Raw genomic sequence first — 16,353 nt, 5'->3', positions numbered from 1 at the left:
CTCTATTACTTAGTTCAAAATACTGAGTTAAATATTTTTGATAAATAGGGTCTTCTTTCCCTTTAACCATACCTAAAAATTCTATTTTTCCGCGAAGAACTTGCTGAAATCTAGCTACGCCTTTACTATAATGCCTATCTTTAAATTCATATTTATTTAAATATTCCAATTCAGACGATTCAAGACCAAACTTACTCCAAGCATGCAGCATAGCTCGAATCTGACGTATATAATTACGATCCACATTAGGAAATGTATTAACAGTTATACTTGTAACTTCTTGATGCTCTTGAGCATTCTGTATTCGTACTTTAAGTTCATTAATTTCAAAGTTGTTTTCTTGAATAATTGAATATATATCTTTACCCAAAATCGCTTTTTTAAGTTTTTCTTGATCTTCTGTTGTAATTATGTAAGCTATCTCTTCAGGTAGGTTAGGTCTCGTTGTTGAAAAAGTAATATCATCTGCATATCTCGTATATGTAAATCTATATTTTTTTGCCAGTTTTTGAAATTGACTGTCTAGCTTGGCACAGAGCATATTAGATACTATTGGTGAGGTAGGAGCGCCTTGGGGTAATTGGTTATCATGGCAACAAATCTGTGCTAAAACTGTTGCAACTTCAGGATTTAAAGCATAGGGTAATGCCATAAACATTCCTCTTACTCGTCCAAAATTAATTGAAACAAAAAAATCTTTTAGGTCAAAATTAAGTACATATCGCTTACCTATGTGAGCTTTTGCATTAGTTACAATATTTTTATTTTTTACAAAGCCATGAACTGAAGGCTTCACTTGGTATACGCACTGTAAAACTTGATTAAGTTTTTTTTGGATTAACTTTAAAGATGTTGCAGGCGTAGAGATGATACGGTTTCCTCCTAATTTTTTAGGTATTTGGAAAGTTGTATATCTCGATTCATAAGGAATTACATACAAATAGTAGACTAAATCTCCGTATGGTATTTCTAGAAGTCTTGCTACATCTCTTCCACTCCTTAAAGAGTAAAATTTTTTAATTAATTCATCACAATTTTTATCCAAACAGGGTTTAAGAGCCTTTCTCGCTTGACTCTTTTCTTCTCCATTTTGGGACATTGTTCAAACCCTTATGTTTAGATTAAAAATGAATGATGTGTGCTTTTACTGATAGTTACTATATAATTCCTCGTGGAATAACCAACTCTTTAAAAAATTGTGGAGATATCTAGAACATTATTCCCACTTACTCAAAGAAAACGCATCACAGCAAATTATACGTAAAGCTGACTTTTCAGCTGACCGTCGCAGGATCAACAACGGCAATCAATAAGGTTCACTAGATATCTCCTACTTAAAAAGTATATGTTTTTTGCTTCACTGTCAACAAGTAATCTTTATGGGTGATAATACTGCTTATATTCTAGTAAAGATATTTACCAGTAAAGGATTTATTTAATTTTGTTTAATTTTCCAAAAACGCAAAGCACTGCCAAAGAAGAGAGGGATCGCTCTTTTTAACCAGAAGATGCAGAGCGATCGCAGATACAATCATAAGTAAAAGGTAAACTTGTAGAAAATGGCTGAAATTGACCGCGCTATCACTAAACTAGCTATCGAGTCATTACCAGATGAGAAGGTTTTAGCTCTGTCCGATATGCAGATGGAAACTCAGCAGCAAGAGGTTTTCAGTAACTTGCAAGCGCGTTACCGAGAGGGACAGCTTAATGATGCAGAAGGTAGTCAACTAGATGAACTCATGCAAGTCTACCGATGTGGCTTAGTAAGTAAAGCAAGAGCTTTAAAAGTAGCTGTTGAACGAAACTTAAAACCCGTTTTTAACTAACAGCAAAGTCTGTGTATTTACGCACAGAAGGTAACTGAAAACCTAAAACAATATCTTCTTTTGGGACACCTAAATCAACCAATTCATTAGCAATTCCTACTTCTGTCCCATCTTGCTGAATCCAGATTTTCTCGTCGATAATATCTAGATGGAGAACAGGGCCATATATGCGGTCTTGCTCCCACCAACCTACATAAACTAATTGATAATGATCGTGTTCTATATCAAAAATTGTTTGTGCTTGAATGCGATTATCCCAAACAGTACTAGCGTGTTGTTGAAGCAAATTCTTTATATATTGTCGATATTCACCTAGCTTTGCCATTGTGCGATCGCCTCCTGTTCAATATTATAAATTAGTAAACAGAGTTGATTAGTTTGAATGACAGATTGAATAAATGGAAGTATAAAAAACTCATTGTAAACAGTACTAGGAACTGCTAAATATAAAGTCCGATTGGCTTCTTGTTTTTGTAAAGCAATTCGGTAAATGATAAATTGCCCTAATGCAGCATAAAGTTCTGTTATTTTTGATGGACTTAGAAAACTTTTAATTTCAACAGCTATTTTTTGTCCTTGTTTTTCGGCTGCAATAACTTTTTCTGCTCCTAAATCAACATATAGCTCAGTGTTCCCGCTTGGAGAGCATAGGGATCATGAGTGATTAACCACCCTTTTTCTCAAGTGCTGTTTTGACAACTGTATGAAAAGCATCTTTAGCAGACACGGGTTTAATTCCAATTTATGGCGGTGCTTGATTTAAAAATTTCCATTTTAATAATACATTGACAACTTAGTGAAACGCAAAGGGGCGCAGAGGTTTTAGAGAATTTGTGACAAAAACTTGCGTGTTCTTTCTTCTTTGGGGTTGCTGAAAAATGCGTCTGGGGTGGCTGACTCAACGAGGGAACCGCTATCCATTAAAATAACTCGGTCAGCGACTTCACGAGCGAATCCAACTTCGTGGGTGACGACTACCATTGTCATCCCATCACGGGCGAGATTTCGCATTACATCCAAAACTTCTCGTACCATTTCTGGATCTAAGGCTGAGGTAGGTTCGTCAAATAGCATAATTTTAGGTTGCATGGCTAAAGCACGTGCGATCGCAACTCGTTGCTGTTGTCCGCCAGATAACTGTCCTGGATATTTCTGCGCCTGTTCTAAAATTCCTACTCTTTCTAATAGTTGTATAGCCAATTCTTCAGCTTTTGCCTTTGGCGATCGCCGTACCCAAATTGGTGCTAAAGAGATATTTTGCAGCACTGTGAGATGAGGAAATAAATTAAATTGCTGAAATACCATTCCCACTTCTCGGCGAATGGTTTCAATATTTCGCAAGTCATGGCTGAGGGTAATGCCGTCGATTTCAATCCTTCCTTTTTGGTATTCTTCTAAAGCATTAAATGTGCGAATAAAGGTAGATTTACCTGAACCAGATGGCCCCATCAACACTACTACTTCTCCACGATTGACTGTCAAGCTCACACCCTGAAGAACGTGGAATTTTCCATACCACTTATGAACATCTTCAGCAACAATTATCTTTTGTATATCTGACATATTATTCAAAGCCCTAATAATGAATATTAGTTTTATAACAACCAATAACCAATGACCAATGACTAATTATTTAACTGTCTCTCTAACCGCCGAGAAGCTAACGACATGGAATAACAAAATACCCAATAAATAAATCCAATAAATATATAAACTTCTGCATACCGACCAATAAATTGTGGTTGTGCCAATATGGAACGGGCAATACCTGTTAGTTCTACTAATCCCACCAAGGATAATAACGAAGTGTCTTTAAATAAGCCGATAAACTGACCAACGATCGCAGGAATAACGGTACGTAAGGCTTGAGGTAAGACAATTAACAAAACCACTAAGGCTGTGTTTAATCCTAGCGCTTTCGCGGCTTCAATTTGTCCGCGAGGAACTGACTGGAGTCCACCGCGCACATTTTCTGCCATGTATGCAGCACTAAATAAAACCAATCCAGCAATTGCTCGTAATACCCGATCTAAACGCATATCTGCTGATAGAAACAATGGCAGCATTACTTGAGCGAGGAACAAAATTCCAATCAGTGGTACTCCTCTGACGATTTCAATGTAGAGGATAGAAAACCAACGGACTACGGGTAAATTGCTTGTGCGTCCTAAAGCCAATAAAACTCCAATGGGAAAGGAAAGCACAATACTGATTGCTGCCATAAGTAGGGTAAGTAGCAAACCGTTCCACAAATTTGTAGATACAGATTGCAATCCAAATCCACCGCCAAGTAGCCAAAGAATAATGGGGAAAGACAGTAACCATAATAGAGAAAGCCAAGTAGTTAGTAGTTTAGTAAACTTTCCTCCAACCCAAAAACCTACAAATAGTAAAGCTGCAATTAACAGTAACCAGAGGCGAGATGTCAAGTCTAATGGTAAAGCAACTAACAAAACGCCGATGATAAAAGCAAACAAAGCGGAGAATTGCTTTGTTAATTGTTGCTTACCAAAGAATACACCCGCAGTTACAGCGCCTAAAGTTGAAGCGATCGCCAGTACAATCCAAGTTCGCCAATATAGCGTTTGCGGAAACCTACCAACTAAAAATAAACGTAAGTTAACCTGAATTACTGCCCATTGTGCTTGAGTAGTTGCCCAAGTTGTAACTCCTCGCAGTACCCAAAATAACAACACCAAACAGATAACAGTTAACAAGCTGTTGTACCAAGTACTGAAGAGGTTTTTACGTAGCCAAGTTAATTTGTTATTTGTCATTGGTCATTTATCATTTGTAAAGACTCATACTTCAACCTCAGAAACTCAACTTTCGAGTTCAAAGGTGCAACTTCCGAGTTCAAAGGTGCAACTTCCGAGTTCAAAGGTGCAACTTCCGAGTTCAAAGGTGCAACTTCCGAGTTCAGAGGCTCAACTTCCGAGTTCAGAGGCTCAACTTCCGAGTTCAAAGGTGCAACTTCCGAGTTCAAAGGTGTAACTTCCGAGTTCAGAGGCTCAACTTCCGAGTTCAACTGCTTCCTTATCCCCTTTTTCTCCCCCATTCCCCTCATCTCTCTTTAATTTGCACACTGCGATTGAATAAATTCATAACTACAGAGATAACCAAACTCAGGGTGAGATAGGTGAGCATAATCAGTAATATCACTTCTACGGCTTTCCCAGTTTGGTTAAAGGTAGTGGAGGCGACAAAATAAATATCGGGGTAGCCGATCGCGATCGCTAAACTGGTATTTTTTGTCAAATTCAGATATTGACTCGTCAACGGTGGAATGATTACCCGCAAAGCTTGGGGAAAAACCACCAGCCGCATAACTAACCCTGGTTTTAATCCTAGCGATCGCGCTGCTTCCCATTGTCCCTTCGGTACTGATTGAATTCCACCTCGGACAATTTCCGCAATAAACGCACCCGTGTAAAAAATTAATCCCAACAGCAAAGCTGAAAACTCTGGTGATAACGTAAACCAAGGGAGTTGTAAGCCATTTTGACTAACGCCAATAAAACCCCAAAGGGATATCTTATTTTCTGTTTTGGGAAAACTGAGAAAAACAACAAAGTACCAAAACAGCAATTGCAGCAGTAAGGGCGTATTGCGGAAAATCTCTACATAAACCATCGTGATATTCCGCACTAACCAGTTGTCAGAAAGTCGGGCAATACCAGCACTTACCCCGACAATGGTTGTCAGAAAAATCCCTGCGATCGCCACCCGTAAGGAGTTAATTAACCCCACCCACAAAGCATGACTGTAGGTGTCAGTGGGTTTATAGCTAATCAGTGTCTCGCCAATATCAAAAGACGCTTGTTGCTTGAGAAAATCAAATCCAAACGGAATACCCAATTGCCGCAAATTCCGCTGGAGATTGCTCCACAGTATTACTACTACAACTGCTGCTAAAAATACAGCAATGAGTTGTAAAGCAATCCGCCAAAAACGGACATCACGCCATATAGACGGTTTTAAATTTGTCATTTGTCATTTGTCATTTGTCATTAGTTATTTCTTCCCTGCCCTCTCCTACCGAAACGGCGGAGAATAAAGCAGTCCACCTTTGCTCCAGAGTTGATTTTGACCACGAGCTAGATTCAGTTTTGTTTTGGGGCCGAGATTGCGATCGTAAACTTCGGCATAGTTACCGACGTGCTTAATTATTCTGGCTGCAAAGTCGTTTGTTAAGCCGAGTCCTTCGCCAAGGTTGCCTTCTGTTCCTAAAAAGCGCTTAATGTCTGGATCGGTACTAGTTGCAAACTGACCCACATTTTGGGAAGTAATACCTAATTCTTCAGCTTTTACCAGAGAATAAACCACCCACTTAACAGCATCTCCCCACTTAATATCTCCTTTGGCAACTGCTGGTGCAAGGGGTTCTGAAGAAATTACTTCATTGAGAATCACGTTATCTTCTGGTTTCGGTAAAATTGTCCCCCGCGAAACTAATGCTGAACGGTCAGCCGTAATGCCGTCGCAACGACCTTCGGCATAGGTAGCAAAAGTAACGTTAACGTCTTCAAAGACAACGGGTTTGTAAGTGATGCCCCTTTTCCGCATTTGGTCTGCTAAGTTCTGTTCGGTAGTAGTGCCAGTTTGAACGCAGATTGCTTTATCCTTCAGGTCTGCTAGGGACTTAATGTTGCTACTTTTGCGAACCATTATGGCTTGTCCGTCGTAAAAGACCACAGGTGCAAATTCTAGACCTACAGAGGTATCACGGCTAAGAGTCCAGGTAGTATTGCGGCTGAGAACATCTACTTCCCCAGTTTGCAAAGCTGTAAACCGTTCTTTGGAATTGAGATTGCGGAATTCTACTGCATCTGGGTTATCAAATAAAGCTGCGGCGATCGCGCGACAGACATCGACATCAATGCCGCTATACTTACCATCAGTCCCCACAAAGCTAAACCCTGGCACTTCGCCACTGACACCGCAAATTAACTGACCACGGCTTTTAATACTATCCCAGCGATTCCGAGTTGCTGGTGCAGCTGCATTACTGCCGGGAGTGCTGGGTGTGTTTGCTGTTTGCGAATCTCCACTACAAGCAGCGATCGCAAAGACTAGAGGTGCGATCGCTAAAATTAAAGCTGATTTACGCATAAATTTCATTGATATCGACAATCATAAATGTATTGCTCACTACAATCATTCTATAAAAACAATTTGTTGCTTGTAATATAAAACTTTACCAGCCTTTATGCTAATTTTATTCCTTTTGAAAAACCGGTTTTTAAGTTTGTACTTATTTTTTTAAAAACCTTAAATGCTAAGTGTAAATCTCTCAAGCTTGCTTGGAATTCCGAGTTAATTTTATTTTTTTTACTACCCTATTTGATATAGAAATACATTCATTGAACTTGGAAGATAATATTAAACTTTTAGCTAATTAGTTTTATATTCTTCACTGGATAATATTTATAAGAATAGATTTTGCGCTTCTTTAAGAATTAGCAATAGAACCCCAGGAAATCTTATTCACAGCCCAGCATGAAAATCTGTTTATCCTATTTCAATGCCCTATGCCCCATACCCCATGCCCTAATTGCATACTTTGATGCGATCGGAAGTAGCCACACCAACCTAAAGAACTACCCCTAGCAGGTTAAACTAGGTCTGGTAACAACTGCTCCACCGTTCCTTATGAGGCTTTTATGGGAGCTAACCTCAAACAGATTGCCAACTATTTAGACAACCTTGGTTGGGACTACCGTTTTGATGATGAAGAAGACCGGATAATAACAGGTGTAGAAGCTGATAACCTAGAAGATTTTCTGATAGTTGTCCAGTTGGATGAAGAGGGAAAATTTTTTCGGGTATTTGCCCCTCAAGTTCTGTCAGGAATTCAAGACCACCCTCACAAGGGAGTTATCCTACAGACAATGCTTGCCATTTCCTGGGAAACCAAAATGTTGCAATGGGAGTATGACCCGTCTGATGGTGAAATTCGTGCCATTATTGAGTTTCCTCTAGAAGACTCAATTCTCACAGAAAAGCAATTTCACCGTTGTCTGAGTGGGTTAATTCAGATTGTAGATGGCATAGCCATACCTCGCCTCAAAGAAGTGATGGCAACGGGTCTTGATCCGGGGAATATAGAACTTGGCGAAAGACTGTTACTCACTATCCAAGAAGAAGCTCCAGGATTGCTAGATTTGCTAGAAAAGGCAATGGAGGCACGGAAAAAGCGAGGAAGTTTTCCCAAGGAGTGAGACGGATCATCACTTAAATAGCTATACTCCAAAGTGATACCCTCACTATATACTGAAATTTTCTGGGGCTGGATATTATGACATCCTATGCAACCTCCTCTGCCAAAGCGGAAATGAGTGAACTACGGCGGTTGAAAGGCTTACTACCGCCAGAATTACAGAGCTGGGTCACGGTTGAAGGCACAACTGAGGTCAATCCACCCCTGGTTCGTTGTGAAGAAATTGGTAAAGACCAGGTAGAAATTCAAATTGACCTGGTGAAATGGGATGCCCTCGCAATGGATCAGCGTAATCTGCTGTTCTGGCATGAAGTTGCTCGCGTTCAAAATGACACAATTCCTAAAGATGGTTGGGAAATGGCAGCATTAGCCATCGGTTTAGGTGGTGCTGTCGGCGAATTGTGGGTACAAGATGGATTGCTGCTGGTGTTAGCTTTGTCGCTGTGTGGCGTGTCAGGCTGGCGACTGTACCAAAAGAATAATGGGGAAAAGCAACTAAAAGAATTGCTCAATGCTGATGAGAAAGCGATCGCTTTGGCAACTCGTTTTGGTTACAGCCTCCCCAATGCCTACAAGAGTCTCGGTAGCGCCTTAAAAACCCTGATTGACAATACTCCTAGCAAGCGCCAACGGTCAAGATACGAAGCAAGACTCTCTGCCCTCAAACGCAGTGCCAATAAAGCAAAAGCTAAATCCAAAACTCCAGATGAAGGCGGGTTGTAATTTAGGAGAGACGCAACTAATCGCGTCTGTACAATTAGGAGTGCAATCTAAACTCTAAACTCCTCACTCCTAATTCTGCCTTGGACTGGGAATGTCTACTAAGGGGCTGCTGCCTTGCTGATTAGCGGCAGCAATGCCCATTTCATAGAATCTTACTTTTTTCTTGACTACATCTTTATCAAACTCAAATTTTACAGAAGCTTTTACAGTTGGTTCAGCATTTTATGCGTCTGAGGGATCACACGCACGTGCTTGACAAACCCCTTCATCAAAGCTTGCCACGTTAAAACTTGATCGGCGGTAGGCGCAAGCATAAGTATTGGGGAGAATTGTTCAGATACTGCTAAAGGCGTAACAGGTTGTAAAAATACTGAGATATCTGGACTAACCTCTGCCACCAAAGAAGCTGAACGTTCCAACTCGGCTGGATCTGTGTTTTGAGACACAATTATCTTGACAAAAACATTTAAATATGAGTCATGACATAATTGGAGAAATTTAGCATGTTCTTGCCAATGGCTTTCGCCGCTAACACTGGGCAATTTGAAATCCATACCCACAGAGTCTAGATAGGGAAGAATCATCGCTAGTTGTTCTGAGCGATGTCCGCCAGTTTCTAAGTATATGGGTAGACCAGTTATGTCTCGCACCTGGGGTAGAAACTGCGTTAGAAATGGGGCATGAAGAAGTGGTTCACCCCCAGTTAAGCTAATGCTATCGTGTAGACAAGGTAGATTTTGCTGTTCCACCCATTCGATTAATATAGGTAATGAAACAGGGTTAGAGTGGATTTCAAAGTCGCGTAATCCAGGCGATCGCTCTATCCGACAAGTAGCAGGTGCATTCCAAGTGTGGGCACTATCACAAAAGTGGCAGCGCAAATCACACAAAGCAAAACGAATAAATATTTGACGTGTCCCTACATTCAGTCCTTCCCCTTGAATGGCAGAAAAGACCTCAACTAGGCGTGCGGTAGGTGTAACCGTAGTTTTAGCAATCATTTGATTTGATGAGAGCAACGCGATCGCGCTGCGTCGACACAACAGCAAGGATGTTTCTTGGCTTCTTGTTCTATTGTGAATCGTCGCTAGCGATCTCCAATCTCAGCCCCGGTAAAGAGAAATTAGTCCTTATTACTACTGATTCTAAATATTAGGTTAAGTAATTTTTTAGGACAAAATAATGTTTGGCAGATTACATTATACATGGCAACGAAAGTGCAGAGCTTCATGACTAGCCAACCGACAGAGGTCGATTTTCCAGTTAATTCCCTAAACGACACGGCTATAATGCAGGTGCCCGCGCGGTTGAGCGTGCTGGAGGCTTTAGACTTTAAGCAAACCTGCCAAAGCTTAATTCAGCCCAATTCACATCCTAAACAGATCATCATTGACTTTCACCAAACTACTTTTATGGATAGTAGTGGTTTAGGTGCCCTCGTCAGTAATTTTAAATACGCCCAGACTAAAGGAATTACATTAACACTGCGGAATGTAACACCTCAAGTCATGGCAGTCTTAAAACTCACGGGATTGGATCAGGTTTTTCCCTTAGAGTCGGTTGACGATGGGTTGCTAATAAAACAAGAAGACTTAGTAGATAATCGGAAGACAACTTCCCGTAAAGTAGAGCCGTTACCCACTACTCACCCTTCTGTAGCATCTTGGATGAAACGGTTCTTAGATATTGTCGGGTCTGTGGTTGGTTTATTAATTACAGGAGTTTTGTTTATTCCGATTGCGATCGCTATTCAAATTAACGATCCCGGCCCCATTTTCTTCAGTCAAACCCGTTGTGGTTGGATGGGAAAGCGGTTTGAGATTTGGAAATTCCGTTCTATGTGTGTGGATGCAGAAGCAAGGAAATCCCAAGTAAAAAACCAAGTGCAAGGTGCATTTTTCAAGAATGAAAATGATCCCAGAATTACCAAGGTAGGGCGCTTTTTACGGCGAACGAGTCTTGATGAATTACCGCAATTTTGGAACGTCCTCAAAGGAGAAATGAGTTTAGTAGGCACTCGACCACCCACACCCGATGAAGTGGAACGTTATGAAGTACCAGAGTGGCAACGTTTAGATGTGAAACCTGGTATGACTGGTGAATGGCAAGTCAATGGGCGGTCTACAGTCCGTAGTTTTGAAGATGTAATTCGTCTAGATTTGCAGTATCAAAAAAATTGGAGTTTGGTGTACGATTTAAAGCTAATTTTCAAAACTATAACTATTCTCTTTAATAGAAACAGTGGCGCTGTTTAGCTAACTACCCTTATTCACAATTGTTTGGTAACTCCCAACTTTCGCAATAATTATTAGATATACCCAAGCCCATAACAGGCTTGGGTATATTTTAGGTTTCTAAAGCAATAAGTAAGTGAAATTATCCTACAGCCTTCTGAATACCTACAACTTCAACCTGCTGAACTTCTGGCAACAAACGCTTCACGCTTTGCTTAACAAATCCCTGCAAAAAACCAATCTGCTGATTTTGCTGAAATACTTTTTGCAATGTTTGCCGCAAATTCTCCAAATTCAAACCAGTTCCAGAGTCTATTGCTATTTCCTGCTGTTGGAAATACTCAACTAGACTTAACCCTGCGACTCTAGTCAAATAAGCTGCACTTACTCCCTGCACTACGCCACCAGCAACAAAGGTAACGGCATTACTTTTGAGAACAGTACTAATCGCCTTTGTAGAAAGTTCAACTAAACCCAGCTTCAGCATTAAACTTCCCATTGTTCCAGCTACAGTTTGTGCTTGTTCTAGGGAAAACTTCTGCTGATAGATTTTACCCAAATCCATTACCATTTGAGCATTAATTGCCGCAGTCGCTAGAATATCAAGGGCTGGAACTGGGTTAGCGAAGGCAGCAGCAGCAGCTATCCATTGATATTGTTCAATAATTGGGGTGGCGCGATCGCGTCTGGTTCCATTCAGCCAGTTTTTCGCCTCAGCTTTCAACAACCCGGCTTTCCTCATGGTTGTTACCCAAACTAGGCGCTGTCTTTGCTGTGCAAAAATTTCACCCAAATGCTGAGTTAACTGTTGGATATCTGCTGTTGGTTGTTCCATCCACTCTTGCACAGCACCATCAGCCTCATGCTTTCGGACTTTGATGGCTATGGGAGAAGCGGCTGTTGCAACCACATTTCCCTGCATTCGCTGTTTCAATGACAGCAAGATGCTGGCGCTTTCATCGGCTAAATACTGGTCTTGTTTGTTGAAAACCAGGATTGTCGGCTGATTTGCTGCTTTTAGCTGCTGTAGGGTTTGAAATTCTGAGTCTGTCAAATCACCGTTTGTCAGGAATATAACAAAATCAGATTTTGCAACTTCTGCTAAAACAACTGCATCTGAGTTGTCACCCGTTTCTCTAAATAAAGGTGTTGTCTCTTCTAAAGACACCAAATTTTGTGTCTCTAGATTTTGCTTTAATACTTGAATTAAGGTGCTTTTACCTACAGATTTACCGCCAGTCACAGCAACTTTAATTTCTTGTCTGTCTAATTCCAAAGACAATTGGGCAATTTGTTCTCGCAGTGTCTGTAACGCCGGATGGTTTTCGGATTCTTGTGCCAGTTGGTTAATTACAGTTTCAGTTTTAGCGATCGCACTTTCCACAGTCGCCCGATCTACGAGCATATCATCTAGCTGCTTTAAACTGTCTTTCGGGCGATTTTGCTGGAATAACCACAAACCACCGCCTACAGCTAAGGCACTCAACAAACCAAACTCACCCACCTGCACTATCGAATCGTGCCAACTGTCCAACATCCACAGAGAAAAGGACAGTCCCAATCCTCCCACTAAAATTGGTCGCTGCAACTTCACAACCATGATTCTCCGCGCCTTTTAGATGGCTATTTCTTCCAGAATAGATCAAAACAAAACAAAAACCCTGCAATCTTCACTGATTGTAGGGTTTTTGTTTTTTATTTGGTGGCGGGAAGTGGATTTGAACCACTGACCTTCGGGTTATGAGCCCGACGAGCTACCAGGCTGCTCTATCCCGCGTTGCTCTCGACTTATTTATAGTAACCTATAGTCAAGAGTTTGGCAACTACAAAAACGATAATTCTCCAATTACTTCTAAACGGGTGTATTTTCCCAAGGTGGCAAATTTTTCTGAGAGGCTTTCGGCGGCGCTAGGACTAATCCAACCCATTTGCTTGAGTAAGTGAATAGCAACGGCATGTTTTGCTCGTTTTGTCCCATCCATGACTTTGATTGCTAATCCCAAGCCTTCACCAAGTCTACCAATGCACTGAACTCCTTCGGCACCACTTTTACTAACCAGTTCCCCTGGAGTTAAGCGCATTAGTTCGGTATCAAATTCTCCATCTCCTGCTACCATCGCGGGGTGATGAGTCATAGCCCGGACGATGCGCTCCATATCTAGATTGGTGCTAGAGGCTAACAGTGCATATAAAGATGCCATGTGACCGAGTTGCATCAAATAAGTTGGTGCGCCACAGTCATCATGAGCGCAGATAAATTCTGCGGCTGGCATTCGCAGCAACTCTGCTACTTTGCCCAAAATCAATTGCTGTATTGGGTGCTTGCGATCCAAGTAGTTATTCAAGGGCCAACGGCGTTGCTGACAAACAGCTAACATTCCCGCATGTTTTCCAGAGCAATTGTATTCCAGAGGACTGTGCTTACCTTCAGGAGTTGGACACTGGAGTATGGTCGGGTCAAGATCAGCTCGCCAAAGGATGTTAAATACCTGTCGGACTTGATCTATTGTTCCTTTATGGGAACTTGTCATAATTGCTAAGTCGCGATCGCTGAGGTCATAGCGTTCCAGTGTACCTGTGGTGGTGACTGCGAGTGCCTGAAATGGTTTGAGGGCTGAACGGATAAATGCAGCGGTTTCAGAATTGCCGGCAACGGTTAGAACCCGTCCCCGATCGTCGCATACAACAGCCTGGACTATATGCCTGGATTCAATAATACCTTCCCGCAGCAACCGGACTTCCAGTGCTGTGGCTTGAGTTCGTTTTCCCATTGTCATGGGTTTATATTTATCACCTTTTTTTAATTAATTTAGTCATTGGTCATTAGTCATTAGTCCTTAGCTAATGACCAATGACTAATGACTTTTTAAAACAAATGCCAAACTATCGTACCAGTAACGTACATTCCCGCCAAGCCAGCGAAGGTAAATTGCAATCGCCGCAGAATAGGTTTGATTTCGTATGCAACAATTAAGCGATCGCGGTTAAGGATTTCCTGTGGTTTCGTCCAAGTTTGGCCGTCGTACCAACCGGACTCTTCATAAAATACTGTGGGACTGCCAAGGCGATCGCACACGTAGAACCAGCCTAAGTATAATCTTACCAGTGCCAGTACGACCCCAACACTGGCTGCTGCTGCACCACAAAGGATAAAATGTGCAATATACTTGTGGGGAGGAAAACTTGCTGCTGCCACAGGTGCTGCGATCAGCCAAGATAAACCCCAAATCCAAGCTATTTTCGTGATATATTCGCGCAAATCTAAAGTGCTATCACGAAATAGCCAGGAAGTTTTTAACTCTTCGTACTCATTGAGCGGTTGTTGGTCTATGGGAACTGGGCAATTTGAAACCGAAGACCTAATCATGTTGGCTTACCTTCACCCTCATCAGATTCTGGAAGGGAAATACGTTCTGCATGAATCCAGAACGCTTCTAAATTATAAAACTCCCGTTCTTTGGGCATCATAATGTGAACGATCACATCACCGTAGTCTTGTAATACCCAACTTCCCTCAACTTTTCCTTCTGTCCTTATGGGACGACGTTGCAACTCAGTTTCGACTTTTCCTTCAATTGCTTGAGCGATCGCTCTGACTTGTACCCTAGAATAGCCAGTCATCATCACAAAGTAATCCGCTAGGTAAGATACCTCTGCTACTTTTAGCAATATAATCTCACCTGCTTTGCGGTCTGATCCAGCTTCTGCTATCGTTGCAGCTAATTTTCCGCTTTCCTCTTCGGTATGGGCGTGGCTCTTAACCACACTCTTCGTCAGTGGAACGGATTGTAATGGGAAATTTCCTTGGAAATAATCAGTCATTAAACCTCAGGTGCTTTTTTTCTTTGGAAACAATTGTTTACATTTACTTACAAATCACAAACAATTGATCTGAAAATGTGTCAATAGGTTTTTTTGAATACTAACAAAAAAACGGGAGCCTATGGGGTCTAGTTTGATAATTCACGGCTTAGAATTTTGACAATAGCAATTAGCAGTTGCGGATGGCTGTTGTGTAGCGATAAATTAACCAATAGCTTTTTAGCAAGAATTTCCGATGAAATATAGTGTTGCCCCACTAGGGATTAATTGACTATTTGGGGTGACATCTAGGCTATTTCGAGGCCAAAAGATTTATTTTTCAGCTTTTATCGCCATTTTCCTCAGTTTCTCCGAGTTGAACTTGAGTACGTTGCAATTCCTCTAATGCCATCTTTAAGCTGAGATTTTTCTCATTTAACTCCCGTGTTCGTTCGCGTACTTTCTCTTCTAGTACCTGGTTGTATACTTCTAGCTGTTCGTTAGCATCATTTTGGACTGTGATAAGTTGCTGAACTTCCAAAATTAAACGATTGAGCGAATTAGCCAAGATCCCAACTTCATCATTAGTTGTTACGGGTGCTTGTAAATCAAAATTAGATTCTTCTGTAACCTGTTGAGCAACATGGGTAACAGCTTGAATAGGACGGGCAATAGCCTGACTAGTGAAAATTGCTAATAATGTGGCGATCGCAATCGACACTAACAGGCTGCCTAAAATAATATTTAGACGTAATTTCTCTGCCCTTCGCAGTTCCCAATTTGCTTGCTGATACTCTTCGGCGATGACTTCAACAAGGTTTGTGATGTCATCAAGAAAATCATCAATCATAAAAATTGATGAGCTATGCATGAAATTGAACAGTTGAGTTTGTGCTGTCCTGATTTCGTTTGGTGATAATTTACTGGGATTGCGATCGTTAAACAGAACCTCTGTGCGCTGTAAGTAAGTATCAAAGCCTTTGTGGGTCTGCAACAAGCGATGAACAGCTTCTTGTTCAATTACAGAATCATATATGGTGAGGTTCTCAATACTGTAGTTAGTTTTGAACTCAAACCAAACTTGTCTAGCTTGCTCAACATAGTTAAGTAACAAATTATATTGTTCTAGCCATTTTTTTGGTTGATCCATGTACAAAATCAGCTTGTGTTGGTTGGTACGAACACGAAACACACTGGTTTTGAGTTGGTACATCTGATATAACTCTTCAATCGCCGCTTCTTCGCGCTTCTGTGCTTGTCGCTGGTAATAATCTGCAATTAGAAACCCTATGCTAGTTCCCAGTACAGCAATACTTACAATTAGTGCATATCCAATGCCAATCTTTTGACCAACTTTGAGATGGCTGAACCAGTATCTAGAATTGCTTGTGTTTGGACTGGAGTTATTTGATTGCAAAGAGCTATTTGATCGACCAAAAGCCAGATCATCGAAGTTGTGATGCTGTTTCATAATCAATCACGACCTTGATGAACTTGAATGCGTTCCAGCTTGCTCAACATAGTTAAGTAACAAATTATATTGTTCTAG

The 16,353-nt window shown here is 41.1% G+C and carries 18 protein-coding genes and 1 tRNA gene; 4 read left to right on the top strand and 15 right to left on the bottom strand.

Features of this window, described 5'->3' with window-relative positions:
• On the bottom strand, positions 1-1,099 hold a 1,099-nt coding region (locus G1O98_RS29535), incomplete at its 3' end, for a reverse transcriptase domain-containing protein (protein ID WP_163935676.1).
• A gap of 460 nt (positions 1,100-1,559) precedes the next feature.
• Here G1O98_RS29535 and G1O98_RS29530 point away from each other — a divergent pair.
• Entirely contained in the window at positions 1,560-1,826 is a 267-nt protein-coding gene (locus G1O98_RS29530) for a hypothetical protein (protein ID WP_163935673.1), read from the top strand.
• Here the strand turns inward: G1O98_RS29530 and G1O98_RS29525 are convergent.
• The 7 genes from G1O98_RS29525 to G1O98_RS29495 form a co-directional block, all read right to left on the bottom strand.
• The gene (locus tag G1O98_RS29525; RefSeq protein WP_163935670.1) at positions 1,819-2,151 is read right to left on the bottom strand and encodes a XisI protein; all 333 of its coding nucleotides are present in this window, start codon (positions 2,149-2,151) and stop codon (positions 1,819-1,821) included. The genes G1O98_RS29530 and G1O98_RS29525 overlap by 8 nt on opposite strands.
• Entirely contained in the window at positions 2,139-2,420 is a 282-nt protein-coding gene (locus G1O98_RS29520; protein ID WP_345940604.1) for an element excision factor XisH family protein, read from the bottom strand. Before G1O98_RS29520 ends, G1O98_RS29525 begins: the two co-directional genes overlap by 13 nt.
• Before the next feature lie 228 nt (positions 2,421-2,648).
• Positions 2,649-3,389, bottom strand: a complete 741-nt coding sequence (locus G1O98_RS29515) for an amino acid ABC transporter ATP-binding protein (RefSeq protein ID WP_163935667.1) — start codon at positions 3,387-3,389, stop codon at positions 2,649-2,651.
• Positions 3,390-3,451: 62 nt separating this feature from the next.
• The gene (locus tag G1O98_RS29510) at positions 3,452-4,603 is read right to left on the bottom strand and encodes an amino acid ABC transporter permease (RefSeq protein ID WP_163935664.1); all 1,152 of its coding nucleotides are present in this window, start codon (positions 4,601-4,603) and stop codon (positions 3,452-3,454) included.
• The gene (locus G1O98_RS29505) at positions 4,600-4,884 is read right to left on the bottom strand and encodes a hypothetical protein (RefSeq protein ID WP_163935660.1); all 285 of its coding nucleotides are present in this window, start codon (positions 4,882-4,884) and stop codon (positions 4,600-4,602) included. The genes G1O98_RS29510 and G1O98_RS29505 overlap by 4 nt, the downstream gene beginning before the upstream one ends.
• Before the next feature lie 5 nt (positions 4,885-4,889).
• On the bottom strand, positions 4,890-5,816 hold the full coding sequence (locus tag G1O98_RS29500) for an ABC transporter permease subunit (protein WP_163935657.1): 927 nt from the start codon (positions 5,814-5,816) through the stop codon (positions 4,890-4,892).
• Between the two features lie 45 nt (positions 5,817-5,861).
• Positions 5,862-6,938, bottom strand: coding sequence for an amino acid ABC transporter substrate-binding protein (locus G1O98_RS29495; protein WP_163935654.1), 1,077 nt, complete (start codon positions 6,936-6,938; stop codon positions 5,862-5,864).
• Positions 6,939-7,489: 551 nt separating this feature from the next.
• Here G1O98_RS29495 and G1O98_RS29490 point away from each other — a divergent pair.
• Both G1O98_RS29490 and G1O98_RS29485 read left to right on the top strand, forming a co-directional pair.
• Positions 7,490-8,047, top strand: coding sequence for a hypothetical protein (locus G1O98_RS29490; protein ID WP_114085028.1), 558 nt, complete (start codon positions 7,490-7,492; stop codon positions 8,045-8,047).
• Positions 8,048-8,124: 77 nt separating this feature from the next.
• Entirely contained in the window at positions 8,125-8,769 is a 645-nt protein-coding gene (locus tag G1O98_RS29485; protein WP_012410672.1) for a DUF3318 domain-containing protein, read from the top strand.
• Between the two features lie 203 nt (positions 8,770-8,972).
• Here the strand turns inward: G1O98_RS29485 and G1O98_RS29480 are convergent, their stop codons facing one another.
• Entirely contained in the window at positions 8,973-9,770 is a 798-nt protein-coding gene (locus G1O98_RS29480) for a 7-carboxy-7-deazaguanine synthase QueE (protein ID WP_163935679.1), read from the bottom strand.
• A gap of 204 nt (positions 9,771-9,974) precedes the next feature.
• Here G1O98_RS29480 and G1O98_RS29475 point away from each other — a divergent pair, with 204 nt between their 5' ends.
• On the top strand, positions 9,975-11,024 hold the full coding sequence (locus tag G1O98_RS29475) for an anti-sigma factor antagonist (protein WP_163935651.1): 1,050 nt from the start codon (positions 9,975-9,977) through the stop codon (positions 11,022-11,024).
• Positions 11,025-11,145: 121 nt separating this feature from the next.
• Here G1O98_RS29475 and G1O98_RS29470 read toward each other — a convergent pair whose 3' ends face one another.
• From G1O98_RS29470 to G1O98_RS29445, 6 genes are all read right to left on the bottom strand, one after another.
• Positions 11,146-12,603: a DUF697 domain-containing protein gene (locus tag G1O98_RS29470; RefSeq protein WP_163935648.1), complete on the bottom strand. Its 1,458-nt coding sequence runs from the start codon at positions 12,601-12,603 to the stop codon at positions 11,146-11,148.
• 100 nt (positions 12,604-12,703) lie between these two features.
• A tRNA-Met gene (locus tag G1O98_RS29465) sits at positions 12,704-12,780 on the bottom strand.
• Positions 12,781-12,826: 46 nt separating this feature from the next.
• Positions 12,827-13,780, bottom strand: a complete 954-nt coding sequence (locus G1O98_RS29460) for an asparaginase (RefSeq protein WP_163935645.1) — start codon at positions 13,778-13,780, stop codon at positions 12,827-12,829.
• 89 nt (positions 13,781-13,869) lie between these two features.
• The gene (locus tag G1O98_RS29455; RefSeq protein ID WP_163935642.1) at positions 13,870-14,370 is read right to left on the bottom strand and encodes a CGLD27 family protein; all 501 of its coding nucleotides are present in this window, start codon (positions 14,368-14,370) and stop codon (positions 13,870-13,872) included.
• Entirely contained in the window at positions 14,367-14,825 is a 459-nt protein-coding gene (rsfS, locus tag G1O98_RS29450) for a ribosome silencing factor (RefSeq protein WP_163935637.1), read from the bottom strand. The genes G1O98_RS29455 and rsfS overlap by 4 nt, the downstream gene beginning before the upstream one ends.
• A 319-nt stretch (positions 14,826-15,144) precedes the next feature.
• Positions 15,145-16,275 carry a HAMP domain-containing protein gene (locus G1O98_RS29445; RefSeq protein WP_163935632.1) on the bottom strand — a complete coding sequence of 377 codons (1,131 nt, stop codon included), beginning with the start codon at positions 16,273-16,275 and terminating at the stop codon, positions 15,145-15,147.
• Positions 16,276-16,353 lie beyond the last annotated feature (78 nt).

Source organism: Nostoc sp. UIC 10630, assembly GCF_010747425.1.
Lineage (GTDB): Bacteria > Cyanobacteriota > Cyanobacteriia > Cyanobacteriales > Nostocaceae > Nostoc.
Note: the sequence above shows the minus strand (reverse complement) of the source record. Positions and strands in the feature narration are given on the sequence as shown.

What these genes read in the sequence shown, in the direction of transcription:
- G1O98_RS29530 (WP_163935673.1), top strand. Translation starts at nt 1,560, where the DNA reads ATGGCTGAAATTGACCGCGCTATCACTAAACTAGCTATCGAGTCATTA.
- G1O98_RS29525 (WP_163935670.1), bottom strand. Translation starts at nt 2,151, where the DNA reads ATGGCAAAGCTAGGTGAATATCGACAATATATAAAGAATTTGCTTCAA.
- G1O98_RS29515 (WP_163935667.1), bottom strand. Translation starts at nt 3,389, where the DNA reads ATGTCAGATATACAAAAGATAATTGTTGCTGAAGATGTTCATAAGTGG.
- G1O98_RS29510 (WP_163935664.1), bottom strand. Translation starts at nt 4,603, where the DNA reads ATGACAAATAACAAATTAACTTGGCTACGTAAAAACCTCTTCAGTACT.
- G1O98_RS29505 (WP_163935660.1), bottom strand. Translation starts at nt 4,884, where the DNA reads ATGGGGGAGAAAAAGGGGATAAGGAAGCAGTTGAACTCGGAAGTTGAG.
- G1O98_RS29500 (WP_163935657.1), bottom strand. Translation starts at nt 5,816, where the DNA reads ATGACAAATTTAAAACCGTCTATATGGCGTGATGTCCGTTTTTGGCGG.
- G1O98_RS29495 (WP_163935654.1), bottom strand. Translation starts at nt 6,938, where the DNA reads ATGCGTAAATCAGCTTTAATTTTAGCGATCGCACCTCTAGTCTTTGCG.
- G1O98_RS29490 (WP_114085028.1), top strand. Translation starts at nt 7,490, where the DNA reads ATGGGAGCTAACCTCAAACAGATTGCCAACTATTTAGACAACCTTGGT.
- G1O98_RS29485 (WP_012410672.1), top strand. Translation starts at nt 8,125, where the DNA reads ATGACATCCTATGCAACCTCCTCTGCCAAAGCGGAAATGAGTGAACTA.
- G1O98_RS29480 (WP_163935679.1), bottom strand. Translation starts at nt 9,770, where the DNA reads ATGATTGCTAAAACTACGGTTACACCTACCGCACGCCTAGTTGAGGTC.
- G1O98_RS29475 (WP_163935651.1), top strand. Translation starts at nt 9,975, where the DNA reads ATGGCAACGAAAGTGCAGAGCTTCATGACTAGCCAACCGACAGAGGTC.
- G1O98_RS29470 (WP_163935648.1), bottom strand. Translation starts at nt 12,603, where the DNA reads ATGGTTGTGAAGTTGCAGCGACCAATTTTAGTGGGAGGATTGGGACTG.
- G1O98_RS29460 (WP_163935645.1), bottom strand. Translation starts at nt 13,780, where the DNA reads ATGACAATGGGAAAACGAACTCAAGCCACAGCACTGGAAGTCCGGTTG.
- G1O98_RS29455 (WP_163935642.1), bottom strand. Translation starts at nt 14,370, where the DNA reads ATGATTAGGTCTTCGGTTTCAAATTGCCCAGTTCCCATAGACCAACAA.
- rsfS (WP_163935637.1), bottom strand. Translation starts at nt 14,825, where the DNA reads ATGACTGATTATTTCCAAGGAAATTTCCCATTACAATCCGTTCCACTG.
- G1O98_RS29445 (WP_163935632.1), bottom strand. Translation starts at nt 16,275, where the DNA reads ATGAAACAGCATCACAACTTCGATGATCTGGCTTTTGGTCGATCAAAT.